The organism is Pseudomonadota bacterium, from assembly GCA_026388275.1.
Lineage (GTDB): Bacteria > Desulfobacterota > Syntrophorhabdia > Syntrophorhabdales > Syntrophorhabdaceae > JAPLKB01.
In genome coordinates, this window is the sequence record JAPLKB010000055.1 from 1 (window position 1) to 22,570 (window position 22,570).

19 protein-coding genes are annotated in these 22,570 nt (G+C 35.9%); 9 read left to right on the forward strand and 10 right to left on the reverse strand.

Going from position 1 to position 22,570, the window contains the following annotated elements:
• Positions 1 to 214 precede the first annotated feature (214 nt).
• The 10 genes from NT010_12580 to NT010_12625 all read right to left on the reverse strand — a co-directional run bounded on the left by NT010_12580 (position 215) and on the right by NT010_12625 (position 10,345).
• A complete protein-coding gene (locus NT010_12580; GenBank protein ID MCX5806876.1) occupies positions 215 to 922 on the reverse strand; it encodes a pseudouridine synthase in 708 nt (235 codons plus the stop codon).
• Positions 923 to 954: 32 nt separating this feature from the next.
• Positions 955 to 2,232 (reverse strand): hypothetical protein, encoded by a 1,278-nt coding sequence (locus NT010_12585; protein MCX5806877.1) that lies wholly within the window; start codon positions 2,230 to 2,232, stop codon positions 955 to 957.
• Positions 2,233 to 3,555: a type IV pilus secretin PilQ gene (pilQ, locus tag NT010_12590; GenBank protein ID MCX5806878.1), complete on the reverse strand. Its 1,323-nt coding sequence runs from the start codon at positions 3,553 to 3,555 to the stop codon at positions 2,233 to 2,235. It abuts the gene before it with no gap.
• Positions 3,556 to 3,600: 45 nt separating this feature from the next.
• Positions 3,601 to 4,143 carry a hypothetical protein gene (locus NT010_12595; protein MCX5806879.1) on the reverse strand — a complete coding sequence of 181 codons (543 nt, stop codon included), beginning with the start codon at positions 4,141 to 4,143 and terminating at the stop codon, positions 3,601 to 3,603.
• 1 nt (position 4,144) lies between these two features.
• Positions 4,145 to 4,801 (reverse strand): type 4a pilus biogenesis protein PilO, encoded by a 657-nt coding sequence (gene pilO, locus NT010_12600; GenBank protein ID MCX5806880.1) that lies wholly within the window; start codon positions 4,799 to 4,801, stop codon positions 4,145 to 4,147.
• Positions 4,798 to 5,169, reverse strand: a complete 372-nt coding sequence (locus NT010_12605; GenBank protein MCX5806881.1) for a PilN domain-containing protein — start codon at positions 5,167 to 5,169, stop codon at positions 4,798 to 4,800. Before NT010_12605 ends, pilO begins: the two co-directional genes overlap by 4 nt.
• A gap of 159 nt (positions 5,170 to 5,328) precedes the next feature.
• Positions 5,329 to 6,906 (reverse strand): type IV pilus assembly protein PilM, encoded by a 1,578-nt coding sequence (gene pilM / locus NT010_12610; GenBank protein ID MCX5806882.1) that lies wholly within the window; start codon positions 6,904 to 6,906, stop codon positions 5,329 to 5,331.
• 203 nt (positions 6,907 to 7,109) lie between these two features.
• Positions 7,110 to 8,459 carry a sugar transferase gene (locus NT010_12615; protein MCX5806883.1) on the reverse strand — a complete coding sequence of 450 codons (1,350 nt, stop codon included), beginning with the start codon at positions 8,457 to 8,459 and terminating at the stop codon, positions 7,110 to 7,112.
• Complete coding sequence (locus tag NT010_12620; protein MCX5806884.1) at positions 8,449 to 9,342, reverse strand: glycosyltransferase; 894 nt, start codon at positions 9,340 to 9,342, stop codon at positions 8,449 to 8,451. The genes NT010_12615 and NT010_12620 overlap by 11 nt, the downstream gene beginning before the upstream one ends.
• Complete coding sequence (locus tag NT010_12625) at positions 9,335 to 10,345, reverse strand: glycosyltransferase family 2 protein (protein MCX5806885.1); 1,011 nt, start codon at positions 10,343 to 10,345, stop codon at positions 9,335 to 9,337. Before NT010_12625 ends, NT010_12620 begins: the two co-directional genes overlap by 8 nt.
• A gap of 147 nt (positions 10,346 to 10,492) precedes the next feature.
• Between NT010_12625 and NT010_12630 the strand changes: the two genes are divergently transcribed.
• The 9 genes from NT010_12630 to NT010_12670 are packed head-to-tail and all read left to right on the forward strand — an operon-like array spanning position 10,493 to position 22,551.
• A complete protein-coding gene (locus tag NT010_12630; protein MCX5806886.1) occupies positions 10,493 to 11,674 on the forward strand; it encodes a DegT/DnrJ/EryC1/StrS family aminotransferase in 1,182 nt (393 codons plus the stop codon).
• A 4-nt stretch (positions 11,675 to 11,678) separates the two neighbouring features.
• On the forward strand, positions 11,679 to 12,524 hold the full coding sequence (locus NT010_12635) for an ABC transporter permease (GenBank protein MCX5806887.1): 846 nt from the start codon (positions 11,679 to 11,681) through the stop codon (positions 12,522 to 12,524).
• Entirely contained in the window at positions 12,521 to 13,738 is a 1,218-nt protein-coding gene (locus NT010_12640) for a polysaccharide ABC transporter ATP-binding protein (GenBank protein ID MCX5806888.1), read from the forward strand. The genes NT010_12635 and NT010_12640 overlap by 4 nt, the downstream gene beginning before the upstream one ends.
• Positions 13,735 to 15,135, forward strand: a complete 1,401-nt coding sequence (locus NT010_12645; GenBank protein MCX5806889.1) for a radical SAM protein — start codon at positions 13,735 to 13,737, stop codon at positions 15,133 to 15,135. The genes NT010_12640 and NT010_12645 overlap by 4 nt, the downstream gene beginning before the upstream one ends.
• A 16-nt stretch (positions 15,136 to 15,151) precedes the next feature.
• Positions 15,152 to 17,773 carry a methyltransferase domain-containing protein gene (locus tag NT010_12650; GenBank protein ID MCX5806890.1) on the forward strand — a complete coding sequence of 874 codons (2,622 nt, stop codon included), beginning with the start codon at positions 15,152 to 15,154 and terminating at the stop codon, positions 17,771 to 17,773.
• On the forward strand, positions 17,773 to 19,080 hold the full coding sequence (locus tag NT010_12655; GenBank protein ID MCX5806891.1) for a hypothetical protein: 1,308 nt from the start codon (positions 17,773 to 17,775) through the stop codon (positions 19,078 to 19,080). The genes NT010_12650 and NT010_12655 overlap by 1 nt, the downstream gene beginning before the upstream one ends.
• Positions 19,070 to 20,539, forward strand: a complete 1,470-nt coding sequence (locus tag NT010_12660) for a radical SAM protein (GenBank protein MCX5806892.1) — start codon at positions 19,070 to 19,072, stop codon at positions 20,537 to 20,539. Before NT010_12655 ends, NT010_12660 begins: the two co-directional genes overlap by 11 nt.
• Entirely contained in the window at positions 20,532 to 21,779 is a 1,248-nt protein-coding gene (locus NT010_12665) for a glycosyltransferase (protein MCX5806893.1), read from the forward strand. Before NT010_12660 ends, NT010_12665 begins: the two co-directional genes overlap by 8 nt.
• Positions 21,780 to 21,804: 25 nt before the next feature.
• A complete protein-coding gene (locus NT010_12670) occupies positions 21,805 to 22,551 on the forward strand; it encodes a class I SAM-dependent methyltransferase (GenBank protein MCX5806894.1) in 747 nt (248 codons plus the stop codon).
• The last annotated feature ends 19 nt before the right edge of the window (positions 22,552 to 22,570 follow it).

Below are 22,570 nucleotides of genomic sequence, written 5' to 3' on the forward strand. Positions count from 1 at the left end.
ACCACAAACTCACTAGACGGTTGCTTTGCGTACCTCAAGGAGTTGGTGAGAGTTCACCGGGGATCAAATAAAAGTCTCAAGAGCAAGATCATTGAAGAGGTTTTATGGAGATAAAAAAGCCCTAAAAAATCGTATTAAGCCTAATTTATAAGATTCTTGTTGAATTTATTAACACCACATTTATCAACAGCATACAAATTGATAAAATATTAATCTAACGTACTTTAAATGGCATAATTTCTCTTTCTTTTAAAAACCTGTATGACCCGGAACTCAAATTTCCTAACATGATATGACCGATCCTTACTCTCTTGATTTTTAAAATACGGTGTCCTATAATATCACCTATTTTTCTTATAATCCTGTTTCTACCTTCGTGAAGTATTATAGAATACCAGTTATTATTAAATGCCGGACCAACATATGTAATATTTATTGCACGAGCTGGAACACCTTCTATAGTAATACCTTTTTTTATTGACAAAATATCATCATCATTTAGCACGCCTTTTAGTTTAACAAGATATTCCTTTTCAACGCCATATCTTGGATGCATTATCATGTTTCCAAGTTCGCCGTCGTTAGTAAATATTATTAAACCTTCAGAGTTATAGTCAAGCCTCCCTACAGGAAAAAGCTTACCTTCAAAATTAATAAGTTCACGTGCAAGCTTTCTCCCTCTGACATCCTTCAAATCGGATATATATCCAACTGGTTTATAGAGAGCTATGTAAATATTCTTTTCATTTTGTTTTATTACATTATTATCTATTGTTACAATATCTTTTGTATAATCAACACTGTATTGCGGCTCTAGTACTATGTCATTATTTACTTTTACCATGCCAGACAATATTATTTCTTCTGATTTTCTGCGGGACGCTATACCGCAACGTGAAATAAATTTTGATAATCTTTCCATTACAGAATGATTGAATTAGTTTTTAAAAACTATTAATCTTTGTACGTTTCAAGCTGATTTATTGATTCTGTTTTATAAATTGGCTTTAATGTAAAAATTTCCCTTTCAGTTTTTTTATAAATTTTAAATTCTATATTTTCCTTATCATATAACGGAGTTACATTTAGATCTATATTGATTTCTCCGCCTTTTTCAAGATTTAACAAAATTTCCTTTTTTATTTCTTTTGTAGAAGTATACATGAGAGAATCATTATAATAAAATCCCCTCTTAAAAGATGCTGATAACCTATGTGTGCCCTTCAGCAAAGTTAATTTGTATTCATTCCTTTCATTAAAATTAATGATGTTGTTTCCAATTTTAATTTTAAAATCCACAGGGGAAATTATGTTAAAATCAATTCTTCCTAAAGTGTATTGTGTAAAAGGATTTTTATCTGATTCCTGAAGCACAAAGTATTTTTTGTCATCTCTCTGGGGCGTAAACAGAACTGGTTTATAAAACAGATTGCATATTATATCTCTTCTTTCCAATGGTGTGTATGGAACTGTTACTTCGGAAATAAGATTACCATAGTCGCTTGATTTTAAAGTAAAATGCAATTGATAATCATCATAATCCTTATCTATCAGAACTATGGTTAGTTCAATATTTTCATTATTGGTTTTATATGAACCAGCAATTAAAACATTAATATCATCCCTCTTCATATAATCTTCAACAAATTTTGTATTTAAATATTCCTCAGGATAAAGCACAAAGCCCTTACCTACATCATAGCTTAACAAATTAATTCTATTTTTCTGTGAAAATATTGTCTTCATTTCTTTTTTTAAAATTTCAGAAAATCTTGTAATATTATTTTTCTCATCGAAAAAATTATAAATGTATACATTTATTTTTTTATATGGCTCGTAAGGTTGCAGAAACTTATTTAAAGAATCATAAATTATTGGATAAAGCCTGCTGTCAGAAAAAAGTAATTTATTTGTTAAAACAATGTTTCCTTTTCTGATTTCTTTTGACATTTTAACAATTTCGCAGGTACTTTTACCTTCTTTAACATCCAGAACAGCACATCTTCCTATAGGACCTTTTAAATCAGGATCTTTTTCTTCTGATATTTTAAATATATCGCCTTTTGTAACACCGTAGTTTTTTCCAAGATCTGTAACTGCACATTCCCCGGTGGAAATGCTTAGCTTATTCTGAGTTGTTCCAATTACTTTACCTTTCACTGCCTCTTCGGCAGGACATTCAAATGAAAAGAATGTAAATAAAATTGTTAATAAATAAATTATTATTTTCATCTAACCCTCTACTTTATAGAGCTTTTTTTGAACAGTCGGTGTAACAAAAATAAGAAGTTCAGTCTTATTATCAGTCTTGCTTTTATGTTTAAAGAAATAACCTAATATGGGTATGCTTCTTAAAAAAGGCAAACCATCTTCCGCATCCTCGTTTTTTGTTTCATATACACCACCAAGTACAGCGGTTTCTCCATCTTTTACAATAACATCGGTTGTAGCTTCTTTTGTAGTTGCCCCATATAGTGCACCGAATTGTTTTACCTCATTTTTTGTTGCTTTAATAATAAGCTTTACATTTCCATCCCTCGTTACATGCGGCGTCACTTCAAGGCTGAGCTCAACCTTTTTAAATTCTGTTGTTGGTGTAGCTCCTGCTTGTGCGGTATATTGGTATGGAATTTCTTCTCCTTGCGCAATCCTTGCTTTTTGATTATCTGAAGTAACTACTTTGGGATGCGAGATGGTTTTTAATAAACCTTCCCTTTCTTTGGCAGAAAGCTCTCCATCCAACCAGAATGCATCAGCAGCGCTTCCCAAAATAAATCTTAATGTACCAGTGGCGCCTGCGACCGATTCTGCTACTGCCCCTGCAACGCTTGTTTCCCTTTGTATTCCTTTAATTCTGTCCTGAATCATCGCATTCCATTTTATACCAAGGTCCCTTGAAAAAGTATCTTCTGCAACAACTATCCTTGCCTCTATCTGCACTTGTATGGGTGCAATATCGTGTTCTTTTATAATTTTAACTATTCTTTCAACATTATCCTTATTATCCTTTATAATAAGTGCATTATTCCAGCTTACCTGCGTAATCGTACCAAATTCTGAGAGAAATCCTTTTATGGTTTGAGCAGCACCTCCACCAGCTCCTCCAACAGCTCCTCCGGTTGCTTCACCTTTTATCATTTTCTCCACATCGGCGGCTTTTGCATAATTTAAATATATCGTTTCCATTACAAGTTCTTCACCGGATTTCAACTTTTCTGTTTTTTCCTTTAAAAAATCAAGTCTGTCCTTCCTTTCTTTATCTCTCTCATCATAATATTTGGCAACAGTGATTATTCTTATTATGTTTTCCTCTTCCATTTTGGCAAGATTATTTGATTTTGTAACTATATCAAGCGCTTCACTCCACGTTATATTATCAAGTTTCATTGTTACTTTTCCCTTTACATCATCGGATATTATTATATTTTTACCGGAAACCTCAGCAAGAATCCTAAGCACATTTCTTACATCTGCATCCATAAAATCGAAAGATATCTTCGCATCATGTTTCTTTGCTAATTGCGCAAAGCACAGCAAAGGTATCAATAATATCATAAATAACAAAAGCATAGTTTTCTTACTCATATTCTCTCACCCCTTTCATTTTTTAGGGATATCTAATTCTATCCTTTTTGTTTCGCCTTTTAATTTATAACTCAGAATCACTTTACTATTAATTATATTTGAAATCCAAAGATTATTGTTAAGAAAATCACCTTTTTTGAAGGAAATACCCTTGCCCTGCATGTCTTCCATCATAGCATAATGATTATTGCCCGCCTTTAATATGCCTACAAGTTTTAATTCTTCCAGTTCATAGCCCTTCTTTGATACTCCTGCAACTTTGTCCTGCCTCATTTTCAGTAGATACAAAGGTTCAAAGGGGTCTCTTTTGTTTTCCGAAACATATACAAAATCACCTACATTAAATTTCTGAGAAACCTCAGGTTTTTTGGGCTCATTTTTCTTTTGTTCCATCTTTGGATCAGCAGAATAAACAGTGGAACAAAAGAATAAAAATACAATTAAAATAATAAGCATTGAACCCCTAAATAAGGGCAAAAAAGATCCTAAAGAAAAAAGTAATCCATAATGCCTATCCCAGTCAAAAACATGGGAATCCAAAATCCAATTTTTAAGCATTCTATTTTTTCGCAGGCGCTTCACTCTTGTCTTCCTTTTTCTGTTCTTTTTTATCCTTTTTCGGCTGCTCTTTCGTGTAAACATATGTTGTTGCAATACATTCCCCTGTAAGAACCATTCTCGTAGGAATTGCTTTCGGATCATTTGCTAATGTGAAGCTTGAGATATTTATAATTCTTTCCAATTTTCTAATACTATCAAAAAAATATCCAATATTATGGTATGGACCGCTATATCGTATTGAAAATGGTAACTCTGCATAAAATTCTTTATTTTGCAATGCCTTAGGTTCAAAATATGTTATTTTCAGCCTTGTTTCAGAACCAATATTGGAAACGTTTCTTAATAAATTAGGTATATCTTTAGTCTCGGGCAATTGTTTAAGTGTTTGTTGCAAAAGTTCCTTTAATTGTGCATATTCCTGGCGGAATTTAGGCATGTTATTTTTAATGGCTACCATATTATCAAATTCTTGTTTAATTTTATTGTATTCTCCAATTAACTGTTTTTTAGTTTCAAGCTGAGGACTTATAATAAAGTAAAAAAGTAATACAAAAATTAATATATTAAACCCGATACTAAACAAAAGTTTATATATTCTTTTGATCTTTGCAATTTTTTTAATTATTCCCTTGAAATCTAACTGAATTTTTTTCATAGGACAATATCACCGGAAATAATAAACTTCTTTATTGTAACGCCTTGTTCTGTGGCATCGGATACGCTTTTCAATTCTACGTTTTTAATATAGGGAATATGCGAAAGGCTTTCAACAAGGGTTGAAATGGATTCATTTTCCAACGAATTCCCATCCAGCTCAAATTTATTATCTGTTTTTTTAAAGCTTATAAGCCAAACATTATCTTTTATTACGGAGGAAAGATCGTATAAAATCCTTGCAGAGAGCGCTCTACCCTCTTTTATGCCGTCTATTGCTTTTATTCTTCGTTGAATCTCCTTTTTTTCTTGCTCCATCGCAAGGTATTCTTTATAAATACTTTGAAGGCTTGCAATTTCTCTCTTCATGTCTTCAATTTTATTTTTATAGTTTGATATGTCCCTTGCATTAATATAATAAATACCCCCAAAAATAAGGAAAGTTATTATCATTATAGAAAAAAAACAGGAACAGATCGATCTTTAATAAGTCTTTCTTTCCTTTACTGGGTAAAAGGTTTATTTTTATCATTGTCCTAAATCATTAATCCTTGAGGATAAATAAAGTGCTATGCTCATAAAAGTCTTATATTCCTCGTAAGCGCTATGTTTTGCTTCATTTAAATTCAAAAGCAAGAACGGGTCAACATATTCTACTTCTATCCTGGTGTCTTCCTCTATTTTCTCTTTCAAGCCTTGCAGCAAAGATGAGCCGCCTGTTAAGTATATTTTTCCAATTGTGTCATTAGGTTTTGTAGCAGTGTAAAAATTGATTGTTTTTGTAATTTCAGATGTAATATTAAATATAAAATCCTCAAATAAATATACCACTTCACTGTCTGCCATTATCTTCTTTTCTTCAGCTTCCATATGGCTAAGTTTGGTAGACTTTTCTATTTGGTTTGTTAAGTACTTTCCTCCCAATAATATTTCCCTTGTAAATTCAAGGCTATCACCTTTTATTATTGCAATATTCGTTATGGAAGCACCTATATCTACAGCAACTACTGAAAATTCATTCGTACCGTATATCTGTTCAATCATATTTGTAACACCAAAAATATCCACGTCCAGAATCTGTAAATTCAAACCTGCTAAGTTGAATGCTGTAGTATAGCCATCAACTATTTCTTTTTTTGCTGCAACAATCTGAACGTTCATCATATCTTCTTTTTCTTCATCCACTCCAAGAACATAATAACCATAATAAATATCTTTTAATGGAAAAGGGATAACTGATTCCACTTCGAGTCTTATACTGTTTTCAAGTTCTTCTTCCTCGAGGAATGGAACTGTAACTTTTTTTGTAATGATTGCATAGCTCGATAGTGCACAAGCTACATCCTTGCATTTGATATTATTCTCTGTAATTATTTTTTTCAGTTCTTGTGCAACAAATACTTGGTCAATTATGTTGCCGTCACTTAAAATATCTTCTTCGTATGATTTTTTGTCTATGTTTTGAATTTGGAAACCATCATTAATCTTTTTTAGGGTGCAGATTTTTATTGAAGTACTTCCGATATCAAAACCAATTAATTCACTTATTGTCCTTAATCCTATTTTACTGATAACGTCTAAACTTGGCAAAAATCCTGACATAGAAGATGTTTTGAAAGTTTTTTCTTTTTTTGCTTTATTCTTCTCGTTTATCTTATCTTCCTTTAACTCTTTATTTTCGCTAATTATATCTGATTGTATATCTTTATCATATTCACTTTGATCATCCTTGTTTTTACCTAATTTATTAGCAAGTATATATCCGGAAGGCTGGGAACTATCGAATGCCATAATAAATACGGTTATATAAAAAATAAATGATCCTATTCCATAAATCCAATAATTTTTCCCAAGTCTTTCCGCAATACTACCCCAGATGTGAATCGTAAAATAAATATTTACGATTGGCACTATAAGCCCTAAAGTATTCCATGGCGAAATATCCCCGCATTTACATAGAAAAACAATGTTATATACCGGAATACAATATCCTAGAAAAGAACCTATTTCAAACTTCCTGCCAATACGATACATAACATAGGAAAAGAAAATCCATGCCCCGACAGCAGCAAAGAGTGAAACCAGTATTGGTATTATTTGTCTCATAACCCCATAAACCTTATAGTATAATAGTATTTGTTACATATTATTTAATAAAAAGACAAGTATTTTCTACATATAATTCAATAAAATGTATAAAAAAAGACTTTTTTATTAATTTATAGCTTTAAATTGTAATACAATAAACTACTTTTTAAATATTTGCTACAAAGTATTTGTATAATATACCCTTTTTTGAATATGTATACTTAATATGCCCCCTTACCGCTTATAATTGCCCTGAATGTTTTTAAAATAATAACAATATCAAACCACAGTGACCAATTTAATACATATTGATAATCAAGTTTTACCCTTTTTGAATAATTTATATCGCTTCTTCCACTTACTTGCCATAACCCTGTAATACCAGGTTTAACCTTCATATATATTTCTTTGTAATCCTTATAGTAGTCTGTTAAGGCTTCTTTTGAATCAGGTCTGGGCCCAACGATTGACATATCACCCTTCATCACATTGAACAACTGCGGTAATTCATCAAGAGAGGTTTTTCTTAAAAATTTTCCAAAACCAGTTATCCTCGGATCTTCTTTTATTTTGTTTCTTTCCTTTAAATCATTATATGCCTCAGGATTTTCATTGATATATTTTTCTATTAGCTCACCTGAGTTGGCATGCATCGTTCTGAATTTAAGCATATTAAAACTGGCCATATTAAGCCCACAACGTGTGTGTGAAAAAAATACGGGTCCCCTTGAATCAATTTTAATTAATATTGGAATTAATAAAAAAAGGGGGATTGAAAAGACTAATATAAAAAATGATAATATTATATCAAATACTCTTTTCAAAAATACCTTCCGTCCGGATAAAAGACCGTTTTTTGTTGTTATCAACGCCATGTCTTTATCCAAAAAGGTCATTATTTCTGTGCTCATGAAAGAAAATCCAAATCCTTCGGAAACCATTATCAGATTTTTCACTTTCTTTTTAAGATTTTTTACTGTTTCTTCGTCGGCATACCAAACAGGAATGAAGCATGTTTCAACATTATTTATATCGGAAATATCATTAACAATGCTTTTTATTCTATATCCTGAGTACCATTCACTGTTAAGCGATTTTACTAATTTATTTTCCGCCTCTCCTTTTTCTCCGATAAGAAATGATTCCATCCTCTCGTCAAATGCCTTATACATTAGATATTTTGCTAAGAAACGTATTAAAGGCAATGAAGCAATCATATAAAAAAAACTTAGAGTCACTATGATTCTTGATACTGCCTCGGTCTCTTTTTGAAGGGACAGTATGGCCCACACAATTAAAAAAGATAATAAGAGACTTTTAAACAGGATTAGAAGTTCATCCCATACAGTTACTACTATACCGTAGCCTTTGTGGAAGGTAATTACCGCCAATATAATAAATATTATCCACCACCTTTGTATATAAGACAAAAGAGGGTGCGTTAAAGGAATTAAAGGATAAAAACTTTCAATCCATATCCTTGTGCAAAAAGCGATAATAATTGAAACATATATAGCTGACAAATCTGCAAATAATATAATAATATAATGTAATCTTGATTTATTTGTCATCGAGCTTCCGATATTTTTTTGTAAAACAACATGGAATTTTATCATAATTTATGCCCAAGATATAACCGGAATATTTAAAGATAGACTCAATAAGGGCATAAATAATCCAATAATAAGCCTTATTGCGAACAAAATATTCAATCTCATTTTTTAAGAATTTACCCCCTTCTTTATCTGCTTTTGCATATCTTAAAAACAATGGATTATTTTTGAATGATATTCCTGCATAAAAGTATCTTTTAAATTGCTCAGACCATGTGAGGTTATGGGAGTGAATAACTTTTGCCTCGGGTATATAGGCTATTTTATAGTCTTTCATAATAAGCTTTGCAGCAAACAGCATATCTTCAAACATAATAATATCTTTGTGAAAGCCGCCTAATTCTTCAAATTCTTTTCTTCTTATCGCCGATAACGCATTGCTGAAAAAGTAGGTTTTTATGCCATACTCTCTTAAACTGTTTAATCCCTTTAAGAGGGGCGTTTCGGGATAATTAAATAATCTTGCAAACCTTTCTGTTGGCATTGCATTATCAGCAGGTATTTGCCTTCCGTAGCATGCTGCTATTTCAGGGTTTTCAAGAGGCTTCGTTAGCAGTTCTATACAGAATTTGTTGCATGGCAAAGCATCTTGTGTGAGAAATACAATAATTTCCCCTTTGGTTTGTAGAGCTGCTAAATTTCTTGTCCTGCCATGATTGAAGTTTTCCTTTGTTATAGATATGATTTTAGCTCCAAATGATTCTGAAATATCTATGGTATTGTCTGTGGAGGAGGAATCAATAACAATAATTTCGCAGGGGATCGTCTGTGATTGAATTGACGAGAGAAGCTTGTGTATATACTTCTCTGCATTAAAAGTAGGGATTATAACACTAACCATATAAAAACTTTCTAATTTTTGTTTCAAAAAAATCCTTTTGCCATACATGTGTCATTATATCTAATAAATATTTGTTGTTTACCTTTTTTGCTTTCATTATTACTTTTCTTTTTTTTAGCATTTCTGGAAATATTATTAGTGCATCCATTTTTGCCTTGAAATATATCTTTAATTTTTTATGTTTAACTACAAAATATAAGAATTCGGCAAAAATATTTATTAAAAATTCAGGGAAACATCTTAAAAAAACACCCGGGGGAACATTCTTAATCCTCACAAGTTCGCTGTTTCTAAGAGAATAATATATTGCTGTATCACTCATAATACCTATTGACGAACGAACTTTATGATAAACAACAGCAGTTGGAACAAATAAAACTTTCCAACCTGCAATTTGTGCCCTGAAATTCAGATCAGTATCTTCATATATTAAAAAAAAATCTTCATCAAAAAAACCTGTTTCTTCGAGCATCTTCTTTCTGTATAAGGCTGCACCGGCACATGCTCCAAAAATGAATTCTTTACTTATATATGAATCTTCTTTATTTCCTTCTCCCAGCTTAAATCCTTTAAGTGCCGTTGAGTAACCATCTCCTGCGCTGTCAATAAAATTCTCATTATTTCTAATAAGCTTTGAAGCACAAATACCGATATCAGAATTATTTTCCATTGCTCCTATCAGTTCAAAAAGCCATTTTTTATCCGGTTCGGTATCATTGTTCAGCAAAGCTATATATTTGCCTTCAGCATATTTTAATCCTTCCAGATTACCTCCAGAAAAACCGGAGTTTTTTAAAAGAGGGATTATTTTAGTTTTTTCATTTAACTTTTCTGTTGTAACAAAATTTTTTATATATGTAAGAGAATTATCTGTTGAGTAATTATCCACAATAATTATTTCAAAATCTTTAAATGTCTGTTTCTGTATACCTTGAAGACATTTGATAGTAATATCATTACCATTATAATTTATTACAATAATACTAACCATTGGCTTAAACATATAAGTTCTCTTTATAATACATTTGCTCAATAGTAAAAAATAAATCCCGAAATAGCAAGTCATTAAGTAAAGCCCTGACAATGTCCGTATTCAACATGCATTAATAAAGTAGATGAATCCAAAACATCTGTGTTATTATATGATCATATGAAACAGCCAGTTGCACAACGCGTACGCTCTAAAGACAAATTTATCGTCTTTGGCTCCCCAATGATAGAGGAGGACGAGATTGCTGAAGTTGTTTCGAGTATGAGAAGCGGATGGATAGGAACAGGGCCAAAAGTAGCACAATTCGAGGATGATTTTAGAGCCTTCAAAGAGTCAAGTTTTGCCATTGGGGTTAATTCATGCACTGCCGCTCTACATCTTAGCATGCTTGCATCAGGATTAAAAAATGGCGATGAAGTCATTACTTCAGCTTTAACGTTTTGCGCCACTGTTAATGCAATAATCCATGCAGGAGCAAAACCTGTTTTGGTTGATATTGAGCCTGACACAATGAATATTGATCCAAAGAAGGTTGAACAGGCTATCACATCAAGAACCAAAGCAATACTTCCTGTTCATTTTGCAGGCCGCCCATGCAACATGGACAGAATTATAGCTATTTCAAGGCAATACAACCTCAGGATAATTGAAGATTGTGCCCATGCTATTGAATCGGAATATAAAGGCAAAAAGACTGGTACATTCGGGGATTTTGGCTGCTTTAGTTTTTATGTTACAAAAAATATTATAACCGGAGAAGGCGGGATGGTTATAACATCAAATGAAGAAAATGCCGCACGCATAAAAATCCTTGCCCTTCATGGCATGAGCAAAGATGCATGGAAACGCTTCGGGGATGAAGGTTATAAACATTATTATGTTACGGAATGCGGTTTTAAATACAATATGATGGATTTACAGGCAGCTATAGGCATTCACCAATTGAAAAGGATTAAGAAATACTGGCAGAGACGCAGAGAAATATGGCAAAAATACAATTATGATTTTCAGGGATTGCCCGTTATTCTCCCTAAAAACCCTGAGCCTGACACTATACATGCATATCATCTATACACGATACTGATAGATAAAGAAAAAACAGGCATAAGCAGAGACGATTTTCTCACTTCAATGACAAAAGAGAATATCGGCGTCGGTGTTCATTATTTGAGCATCCCGGAACATCCTTATTACCAGAAGGCTTTCGGGTGGAAACCTGAGGATTATCCTAATGCCATGAGAATAGGCAGACATACTGTAAGCCTGCCTATTTCGGCAAAACTTATTGATGAGGATTTGGAATATATTGTAAAAGCCGTGCATAAATTATTGAAAGGTTAGAAATATGCCCGAAACAATAATTATATATGAACCCGATAATTCTCTAAAAAAAGGCTATTTATCCATTTTTAATGAGATATTCATCGAAATCAAAAAGAATAGGTGGCTTATATACCAGCTCTTTAAAAGAGATTTTCTTGCATCCTACAAACAAACATTCATCGGAATTTTCTGGACTTTCCTTCTGCCCATAATCAGTTTAGGTGTTTTCATCATATTAAACAGTTCAGGCGTATTTATAGTCGGCAATGTCAACGCTCCTTATCCTCTTTATGCAATGCTGGGACTTGCTTTCTGGCAGATATTTTCAACAGGTCTGGTTGCATGCTCAAATTCGTTAGTTAATGCGGGCTCAATGATAATAAAGATCAATTTTTCAAAAAAATCTCTTGTTTTTTCTTCAATTGGACAACCGCTTTTGTCCTTTTCCATACAGATGCTTATCGTCATATGTCTTTTTGTGTTTTATGGAATTATGCCCTCACTGATGATACTGTGGCTCCCCTTTCTTTTGTTGCCTATTTTGCTGTTTACAATTGGTCTTGGCCTTATTCTCTCCCTGATAAACGGCGTCATGAGAGACATAGGTAATATGCTTTCCGTGTTCGTAACCTTCATGATGTTTTTAACACCTGTTGTCTATGCAAAACCTTCAGAGGGCATACTTGCTTCAATTACAATTTATAACCCTATTTATTACTTTATCTCAGCACCAAGAGAACTTATCCTAACAGGGAAAATGATTGAATCAAATGGTTTTTTTATCTCCGGTATTTTCTCTGTGCTGATTTTTATTGTATGTATAACCGTATTTCATCTTACAGAGACAAGGGTTGCCGAGCGTGTATGATTAACGGTGATGCCGTGGCCATAAAAGTTGAAGGCGTATCAAAGAAGTACTGCAAATCTCTGAAAACATCCATGTTTTATGGAATGAAAGATATTACAAGGAACTCTCTGGGGCTTAGCTCCCACCCTGAGAAACTCAGAAAAGGTGAATTCTGGGCTGTTAGCAATATCTCTCTTGATGTAAAAAAAGGCGAGACGTTAGGGATCATAGGGCCCAACGGCGCCGGCAAAACAACGCTTCTGAAAATGCTTAACGGTATTTTCTGGCCTGACAAGGGAAAGATTACAATAAAAGGAAAGGTGGGCGCTTTAATAGAGGTCGGAGCAGGCTTCCATCCCTTATTGACAGGACGTGAAAATATTTATATAAACGCGGCTATCCTCGGGATGACAAAAAAAGAAGTGGATAAACATTTTAGTTCTATAGTTGAATTTGCAGACATAGACGAATTTTTGGATGCACCCGTTAAGCACTATTCGAGCGGCATGTTTGTAAGGCTGGGATTTTCAATAGCAGTCCATAGCAATCCGGATGTACTGCTTATTGATGAAATCCTTGCTGTTGGCGATCTTGGATTCCGCGTAAAATGTTACAATAAGATTGTAGAGATGGCAAAAAAATGCGCTGTAGTAATTGTTACTCATGATATGTCGACAATAGCGCGTCTATCATCAAAATCCATCGTGATAAATGACGGCATGATATTATTTGCAGGTTCACCTGATATTGCAATTCAGCGTTATTCCGCAATCTTTCAAAAAGATAAGACAATTGTAGACCCCGGAGGCATTTCTCTCGTTGATTTTTCTATCGATAAAAAAAGCGAAAATGGACATTTTGTTACGGTACTAGGTGCTCCTATGAAAATAACGCTTACATTTGCTTCGGAATGGGATAATGAGTATATTACTTTGATTCTTGCCTTTGTACATTCTTCGGGGGAGTTTGTTGCAGAATATAATAGCTGGTTGAATGGAGAAGAGCTAAGACTACCTAAGGGAAGCCATTCATTTAATGTCACATCGGAACCTTTGTGGCTAAATCCCGGCATTTATCATCTTTCTCTGGTTATAACAACCAGAAACAGAATGGAACATCTTCTTGTTATTGACCGAATGTTATCTCTATTTGTCAATGGTGAACGCGTCGGTAATGCGCCTTATCAAATTGCCGGAAATGTAACTTGCGAGTGTTTAGAAGGATGCCATATATGAAAATTGTCCTCTATAAACCACTTATAAGACCTGAGCACCATTTAGATCCTGTAAATGCACATTATATAGGCTTCAATTATCTTATTTCATACGTAAATAATTTCGAACATGATTGCACTATAAAGATCGCTTATACGCCGGAAGCAATTATTGATATGCAACCTGACTTGATAGGCATATCAAGTGTTTCGGAAATGTGGGAACGGACAAAAAATACGATCTCATGGCTCAGAAATGAAGGATTCTCCGGGCCTATCGTGATCGGTGGCCCCCATATTACAGCTCTGCCCGAAACCCTTCCTCAAGAGGCAGATTGCGCCGTAATCGGTCAAGGCGAGGCAACATTCTTGGAACTCATAAGGTCTTATAAGATTTCGCGGCAACCGAACCTCAATGAAATAATGGGCATATCATATAGAGACTCAGACAATCAGGTCTGTCTTAATGCGAGAAGAACACCCATTGAGCTTGACTCCCTTCCTATAGATGTATATGAAAACCCCTCCATTCCTTTTCAATTAACAACAGTGAGAGGATGCCCATTCCATTGCTTCCATTGTGTCGAACATTTCATTCAAGGAAAGATGACCTATCTGAGCGCTGATAAACTTCTCTGGTTGATGAAATCACGTTTCAGAACAACAGGCAACCCCCATTTTTATTTCCAGGATGATACTTTTCTTGCGCCAAGAAGACGTCTTGAAGAACTCCACGATTTAATGGCAAAAACAAACATGCTGGGGAAATTTACAATCCAGTCAATCTCCTTGAATGCAAACCTGGTTGATGAAAAGACTATGCCTATGCTCAAAGATATCGGAACCATAAAACTTGGCATAGGGATAGAGAGCCTGAACCCGAGGATGTTGGAAACTATTAAATGCGGAATAGTAAAGCCTGAACATATCGATAGGACAATTCAATATGCACAAAAAACAGGTATCCCCATAGGTGGGTCCCAGGTTTACGGTTTTCCGGGAGAAACAAGGGGAGAGTTGATTGACAGCATTATGAGGATAAAGCATTATGAGATGACAACGGCCTTTCGCCACTGGGTTTGTTATATATGTCAGCCCCTGCCTGGAAGTCAATTGTGGTTTCAAGAATTAGAAAAGGGTAATGTCTCGACGGATATGGATTTTTCTACATTGAGAATAGACGGTGATTGCCGTTTTTTTGATACGCCGTGGCATTATGGTAATGAAGAAAATATTCCTCGAAACGAGTTTATTTCAATACTTAAAGATCATGAAATGATTGCGCCAAATTTTCTATTGCTGCCGGAAAACACTGTAAGAAAACAACAAAAAGACAGTGGTCTTCTTAAGCGTATAGCATATAGATTGTATCGCGATATACTCCTGTCCATTGAGGGTCGGAGACAAAGGAAAGATTAACGGGGAGCTTTTTTCTTTGAAGATAGCCTTTTATGTTGCACATTATCCGTCTGAAGAGATAACACAGTATCCTTTGGGCATAGGATATCTTGCAGCCACAATAGCCTCAAAACTGAACGTCTCATTGGAAAACATGCTTTTTGCAAGGAGATCGGAGGAAATAGTCTCATTTAAACCCGATGTATTGGCCATAAGTTCTGTTTCACAAGTCTTTGACAATGCAGTACAGGTTGCCAAAGTGTGCAGAGAGGCCACCGATTGTTTTACGATCATAGGGGGTTATCACATATCGTCATTACCTCATCTGTTGCCGAAAACAATTGATATAGGGGTCATCGGAGAGGGAGAAAATACTCTTACGGAATTAATAAGATATTTTGACAAAGGTGAACCAAACATTGACAATATTAAACAAAATATTAAAGGCATCTGTTATCATTCAAATAATACCATTCTATGCAACCCGCCCCGGCCTTTGATAGAAGATATCGATACACTTCCCCATCCTGTCCGGTCAGGCGCCTTCATAGAAGATGCCTATCTCTTTACATCGAGAGGGTGTCCCTACAGGTGCACTTTCTGTGCAAGCTGCCAATTCTGGGGAAAGATCCGTTACCATTCGGCAGAATATGTGCTGGATGAAATCAGGCAGCTTATAAACAGGCATAAAGCCCGATCGATAAACATCCTCGATGATGTCTTTATCGCAAACAAGGAGAGATTCTTTTCTATTGCCGAGGGCCTGCTTAGGGAAGGTTTGCATAAACGCATCTCCTTCCATGGTTTTGTCAGGGCAAATCTTGCCGATGAAGAAATAGTAAAGACACTTAAGATGATAAACTTTAATTCAATAAGATTTGGTGCAGAAACAGGTTCAGAAAAGCTCCTTAAGTATCTGAAAAAGGGGACAGTAACAACGGAACAAAATCAAGCATTTATCGACCTTTGTAACAAGTATGATCTTCCCGTGGGTTGTTCCTTTGTCTTCGGCACGCCTGGAGAAACAGAGAATGACCTGAAAGAGACAACAAATTTTATTGAGAAAAATAAGGATAAGGCTATTATTATGGGATTTTACCTCCTCCAGGCAGTCCCCGGAACAGAGCTCTGGTCTTGGGCAAAGGAAAAGTGTCTCGTCTCGGAAGACATGGATTGGTCAAAACTTAGCCTTGATTTACAAAAAAGAGAGTTTTCCTGGAAAAATGCAAATTACCTGAACGAGGAGATACTGCCGTTAAATAAATTTAAAGAAATTGTAGAGGGCATAAGAAATAGATTCTTATCGGATAAAAGGGTGAGTGCCTTTCAAAGAAAAAATTCCTTTGATGAATTGTTGAGCCGACTCACAGGAGTATATAGCGGGAAAAAGATCTTTGTCGAAGTTGGTTCAGGAGGCTCACCCCGACAGGGATACATTCACTGTGACATATACCCCGCCCCTCACGTCGAATATATATGCAAGGCATGGGAAATCCCCTTTGGTCATGAAAGTATTGATGAAGTTTATGCACGACATGTCCTCGAACATCTCACATATAAGGATGCACTACGCTCTCTCCGTCACTGGCTCGCTGTCCTCAAAGTAGGCGGTCGTATAGATATAAATGTCCCTGATCTGGAGAAGCACATAGAACAGTTAAAAATGGACGGGAACAGTCCCTATGTAAATTTACCTATTGCCAATAAGGATCATGCAATGGCGGGAATATACGGATGGCAAAGAAATGACCGAGATATACATAAATGGGGTTATTCACATGATTCCCTTTCTTTGATGTTAAGAAGAACAGGATTCGCAAATATCGAGATAATTGTCGACAATTCTGTATCCGGACCCATGAATTTGAGGATAATTGCAGAAAAAATCAGCACCTTGCCTAAACTTCTGCCCGACCATGATTCACAGAGGCCGTCATGGACATATTACAATTGGAAAGGATTTTTAAAAAAGATTTCCCGGAGATTAAAAATTTCCGAATTAGCAATGCCCATTATCAGCCACATTCATAATCTTTTAACATTATTTATGAAAGACTACAGCAGCAATGGCGATAGGCAAGTTTCGCCGGATATTGACGGAATAAGAAAAGACCATACAGAAAGATACAGGTTTGCCTGCCAATTCATCAAAGAAGGAGACAAAGTTCTCGACTGCGCGTGTGGCGTAGGCTACGGCTCATACATAATGTCTCAGATGACGGATGCATCTCTTATAATAGCTGTTGACAAGGCAAAGGAAGCGATAGAATATGCCGGAAAACATTATTACAACAGCAGGATACAACATTATGTCGGGGATATTTTTGCCGGGAAACTTTCTTTTGAGTCATTCGACGTAATAGTCTCATTCGAAACAATCGAGCATGTAGATGGCAAAGGGCTCTTGAGGCTCTTCTATACAAGGCTTAAGAAGGGCGGTCTTCTCATTATTTCAACGCCAAACCAGGACAAACAAGCATATAATCAAAGGGAATTTCCCACCCATCTCCGACACTATACACCAGAAGAATTCGACAACATTCTTTCTTCAACAGGTTTTGTGGTTGCCGAGAAACATACCCAGCATGACAGGGAAAAGGAATACATATCGACTGGCTGGAATGGCCTTTTCAATATTGCCGTTGCAAGGAAAGTTTAATGGATCGTAAAGGCATTCTTATCGTAACAGACAGATCAAACTACTTTTCCTTTCTGGGAAGCCAATTAGAGAATGATTTCGACGTCTATTACATTGCTGTTTGGAAAAATGATGAAGTCTTTTTGAAAGAAAGAGGCATATCATACCTTAGTAGAGAGAGTTTATTGAAGAACGATCTTTCTTCCCCAACCGGTGGCATCCTCATTGACGACGATATAAGGAATGCGCTTTTTGCAGATCTCCAATATGATGTTCTTTACAATAACGGCAATTACCATAATTCCATATTGACGGAGGGCATGAACTACACCAAGGCAATAGACAAATTTACACAAGAGAATAGAATCGATCTCGTAATTGTACAGAACGACTCATGGAACTATGCATCCATTCCTCTTGCAGTGGCCCGGAAAAAGAACATAAAAGCACTCATTTTCGAGGATGGTTTCTTTAGACCCGACACTATCGTTCTGGACAGGAAAGGGGTAAACAAAAACAATTCCTGCCCCAGAGAAAAGGCTTACTACGAGAGTATTGCTATTGATAAGAGCGCATATAGTATTTTTTTGCAGAAAGAATTGCTTAAAGGCTCGGGGCCACTTGTCAACATGCCTTCTTATAAATCATTATCTCATGTCATAAAAATATGGTTTGACTACCTCAAACACCCGAGAAAGACCCTCAGGGCAATTCTTCTTGCTTTTGACCTCATGTTCTTTTTATTTGGAAAAAAGCCATTTATCCTTTTGCCCCTGCAGGTTAGCTCTGACAGCCAGATCATTTGCCATTCATCAGTTAATGATATGGCAGAGTTTATCGATATATGTCTTGCCTCGATAGAAGCATACAACAAAAAAAATAATCGAAATATATCTGTTGTAATCAAGGAGCACCCAAAAGATACTCATATAAACCTCTTATGTAAGACAAGGAGGCAGTATAAAAACGTTAAGAGTTACTACCTTGCTAACTTCAATACAAGGAGGCTCATAGAACAATGTAGCGCAATTATTACCATCAACTCAACAATAGGCATTGAGGGTCTGCTTTATTATAAACCGGTCATTACACTCGGCAATGCATTCTACAACATTGAAGGCTTGGTGCATTACTGCGATGATTTTAAAAAACTTGATCAAGTCATAGAGAGTGCAATAAACAGCCATACTGACAGGCGTCTCATGGATAATTTCCTTTTCTATCTGAAGTTTTGCTATCAGATAGATGGCGATTTGAATAATCCGAACAGAGACAATATCATGCCTGTCGTAAATCGTATTAGAGAAGCGCTGGACAATGAGATTTAAAAGAGTCCTTTTTATATATCCGGATTATCCTGACAATCACTATGGCGGAAAAAGCTCTCACCCTCCTGTCGGAATAGGTTATATTGCCGAATATCTTAAAAGAACAGATGTGGATACAGCCACCATTGACTTGGGATTGCAACTACCTTCCAGCATCTTTTACAAAAGACTCGATGAATTCAAGCCGGATTTGATCGCTATTTCATTAATGACATTCAGGTACAAACATCATTATGCGCTTATCAAAAACATCGAATCATATGCAGATATACCGATCGCGGCAGGAGGGCCTCATCTTACCGCATGGAAATTGAACGTATTGGAACAGTGCAAAGAAATCGACTTTGGGGTCTCTCTGGAGGGTGAGCACACCATGGCTGCACTATGCAGTGATGAGGCACTTACTCAAATAAAAGGTCTCATTTACAGGGATGGCGGGGATGTAAGATTTAACGGAGAGCGTGATCTTATTGAAGACCTTGACACACTGCCCTTTCCAGAATATGAAGGCATTGACATGTCTTCATATTCTGATACAATGTGCATCTCCTCGTCCAGAGGGTGTCCTTACGGATGCATTTTCTGTCAATCAAAAAGCATTTTAGGGAGGCATTTCAGGGCAAGAAGCGCCGGCAACCTCCTGAATGAGATTGTTTTCTGGTACGAGAAAGGCATCCGAAACTTTAGTTTTATTGATGATAACTTTACTATGGATAGCAAAAGGGTTGTAGAGCTCTGTGAACTAATCAGAATGAATAATTTAAAACACTTGGACTTGAGCGCCACAGGGGTAAGGGCCGATCGCGTTGATGAAGACTTGTTGAGAAACATGAAGGATGCAGGTTTTACACACCTGTCTTTTGGAGTGGAATCAGCATCCGACAATATTCTGAAGATTCTCAAAAAAAACGAGTCTGTCAAGGAAATTGAAAGGAGTGTGTCGCTTGCCAACAAATTGGGTTTCTTTGTGAGACTTTATTTTGTTGTCGGCAGTCCCTACGAAACTATTGAGGATGTGAAAAAATCGATTGAATTTGCTGAAAAATATGGAACAGGTGGTTGTAATTTTGGCAGTCTCATGCCGCTCCCCGATACGAAACTAATGGAGTGGGTTAAAGAAAATGGCAATTTGTTGATGGATCCCGAATATTATTTGAATGAATTTGCTGAATTTGAACGTATACCCTATTATAATGGCCCTGGCATGACCCTCGATGAAAAGAGAACTGCCCTTGAAATAACAGAAAAGGTAAGGATAAAACTTGAAAACAGGTACCAAAGAAATTTAAAGATCCAGATAATTAAAAAGCATTTTAAAAGCGACCTCAAAAAATCGGGCATTATAAAAGCTTCAATCATTGCTTTATTGAGAATATCACTGCTGAACAATCATATACATGATTTCTACAATAAAAGTGATCTTCTTAAAAGATACGCCAGGACTTTCGCTCATGAATGAAAGAAATACATCAACAAAGGATAAGTATAACAGCAAGAATGGTCTTTCATCCCAAGCCCTTCATGAAGAAGAGCTGAATGCACCTCCAGTCCGGAATAGATACGTGGTTGCCCATGTAAACCAAATCTGGTTTGCCCCATCGGAAACATTCATTTATAATTACATTGTCGGACTCCGCGCCTTTCACTCCATTTGCCTGTCATGGGAACGAGACAATCAGAACTTATTTCCTTTTATTGAAAACGATATGTATCTCCTTGGCCGAAGACGTTACTCTCCCGGATGGGTATTTAACAGCATTTATAAAAGAGTTCGGGGAATAGATTACTATTTAAAAAATATTCTTGAGTTGCGTAAAGCAAGAATAATTCATGCCCATTTTGGCCCTCATGGCGTTTATGCCATTCAAGCAAAGAAAAGGTTACATGTTCCCATAATTACAAGTTTTTACGGATATGACCTGTCTAAGAGATCAATTATTAAGGAATGGCGAGAAGGCTATACCCTGCTTTTTGAGGAAGGCGATCTTTTTCTTGTTGAAGGACCGCATATGAAATCGGTACTTATAGGTCTTGGATGTAAAGAAGATAAAATCCGAATTCAGAGAATTGCTTTACCTCTCAATAAGATTAAATTCGTTCCACGAAAACCAAAGAAACCAGGAGATAAGATAATGCTCGTTTTCAGTGGAAGATTTGTTGAAAAGAAGGGGCTCGTCAACGCGCTGCGAGCTCTGAAGATACTAAGTAGCAGGACATACAGTAATTATCAGTTTACAATTATTGGGGATGGACCCTTGAGGCCGGAAATTGAGAACTTCCTCGACACAAACAATATGAGGAAATATGTAAGAATAACAGGCTTCTTGCCTTACGATAGATACATTGAAGAGATGCAAGGAGGCGATATCTTTGTCCATCCGAGCATCACAGCAGCAGATGGCGACTCAGAAGGCGGTGCCCCGACGGTAATTCTGGAGGCCCAGGCAATGGGCATGCCTGTTGTCTCTACTTTTCACGGAGATATCCCGAATATCGTTGTGCCTGGCAAAAGCGCCCTTTTATCGGAAGAAGAAGATTATGAGAAACTGGCTGAAAATATTGCCATCCTTTTGGAGCACCAGGATGCCTGGGAACAAATGGGCAATACAGGGAGGAGACACATCGAGTCGTTTCATGATTTAAAAACTGAGATAACAGCCCTGGAAAACATATACTTTGGATTATTAGATAGAAAATAATGGGATTTTGCATGAGATTTTCTATATGACATACAAAGAAACTGCAAAGGCAATATTAAAAACAGCCATAAGACATACTTCCTTCAATCCTGTACATATGGGCGATTATATAAGAAACCTCTATTTCATGAAAACAATTCAGAAACTTCCCTTCAATAGATTTGCTTACGTCCTTGACGCTGGCTGCGGAGACGGACATCACGCCTTAAATATGGCAAAGAGATTTCCCTCTGTTCGTGTGACAGGATTAGATGTCTCTGCACCTACCAAAGCAGAGATATTCCCACCAAATCTTTTCTTTGCATCGCAGAATTTACTTGAACTTTTTGATTACCAACAATACGATTTTATCTACTCTATTGATGTCCTAGAACATATCCCGAACAACATTATTGTTATGAAAAACTTTTATCAGGCGCTCAAGAGGAGTGGTTACCTCTATCTTCATATGCCTGATAAATCGGTTGAAAAACGGATATTCCCCGAAAGATTATTCTACGACTTTGACAAGTGGGAAAAAGAGGAGCATATTGGCGAGAGATATATCCTTGAAGAAATAGAAAAACAACTTAAGGAACTTGGTTTTGAAATGATGGAGTCGGGTCATACCTTCGGTCTTTTAGGGCAGTTTGTTTGGGAAGTAGATAGAATAACAGATGATAAGATGATTCTTAAGATTATTTTAATGCCCTTTTTAAAGACCATGGCACAGGTTGCCGTAAGGCTCAAGGCAAAGGAAGGAGATATTTTTTGTTTGTTAAAAAAACCTTAATATATATAAGAACTGCTAA

Coding starts and splice junctions, on each gene's coding strand:
- NT010_12630 (MCX5806886.1), top strand. CDS start 10,493: ATGAAACAGCCAGTTGCACAACGCGTACGCTCTAAAGACAAATTTATC.
- NT010_12595 (MCX5806879.1), bottom strand. CDS start 4,143: ATGCTTAAAAATTGGATTTTGGATTCCCATGTTTTTGACTGGGATAGG.
- NT010_12670 (MCX5806894.1), top strand. CDS start 21,805: ATGACATACAAAGAAACTGCAAAGGCAATATTAAAAACAGCCATAAGA.
- NT010_12645 (MCX5806889.1), top strand. CDS start 13,735: ATGAAAATTGTCCTCTATAAACCACTTATAAGACCTGAGCACCATTTA.
- pilM (MCX5806882.1), bottom strand. CDS start 6,906: ATGAGACAAATAATACCAATACTGGTTTCACTCTTTGCTGCTGTCGGG.
- NT010_12640 (MCX5806888.1), top strand. CDS start 12,521: ATGATTAACGGTGATGCCGTGGCCATAAAAGTTGAAGGCGTATCAAAG.
- NT010_12655 (MCX5806891.1), top strand. CDS start 17,773: ATGGATCGTAAAGGCATTCTTATCGTAACAGACAGATCAAACTACTTT.
- NT010_12625 (MCX5806885.1), bottom strand. CDS start 10,345: ATGTTTAAGCCAATGGTTAGTATTATTGTAATAAATTATAATGGTAAT.
- NT010_12615 (MCX5806883.1), bottom strand. CDS start 8,459: ATGACAAATAAATCAAGATTACATTATATTATTATATTATTTGCAGAT.
- NT010_12620 (MCX5806884.1), bottom strand. CDS start 9,342: ATGGTTAGTGTTATAATCCCTACTTTTAATGCAGAGAAGTATATACAC.
- NT010_12605 (MCX5806881.1), bottom strand. CDS start 5,169: ATGAAGAGAGAAATTGCAAGCCTTCAAAGTATTTATAAAGAATACCTT.
- NT010_12635 (MCX5806887.1), top strand. CDS start 11,679: ATGCCCGAAACAATAATTATATATGAACCCGATAATTCTCTAAAAAAA.
- NT010_12585 (MCX5806877.1), bottom strand. CDS start 2,232: ATGAAAATAATAATTTATTTATTAACAATTTTATTTACATTCTTTTCA.
- NT010_12660 (MCX5806892.1), top strand. CDS start 19,070: ATGAGATTTAAAAGAGTCCTTTTTATATATCCGGATTATCCTGACAAT.
- NT010_12665 (MCX5806893.1), top strand. CDS start 20,532: ATGAATGAAAGAAATACATCAACAAAGGATAAGTATAACAGCAAGAAT.
- NT010_12580 (MCX5806876.1), bottom strand. CDS start 922: ATGGAAAGATTATCAAAATTTATTTCACGTTGCGGTATAGCGTCCCGC.
- pilQ (MCX5806878.1), bottom strand. CDS start 3,555: ATGATATTATTGATACCTTTGCTGTGCTTTGCGCAATTAGCAAAGAAA.
- pilO (MCX5806880.1), bottom strand. CDS start 4,801: ATGAAAAAAATTCAGTTAGATTTCAAGGGAATAATTAAAAAAATTGCA.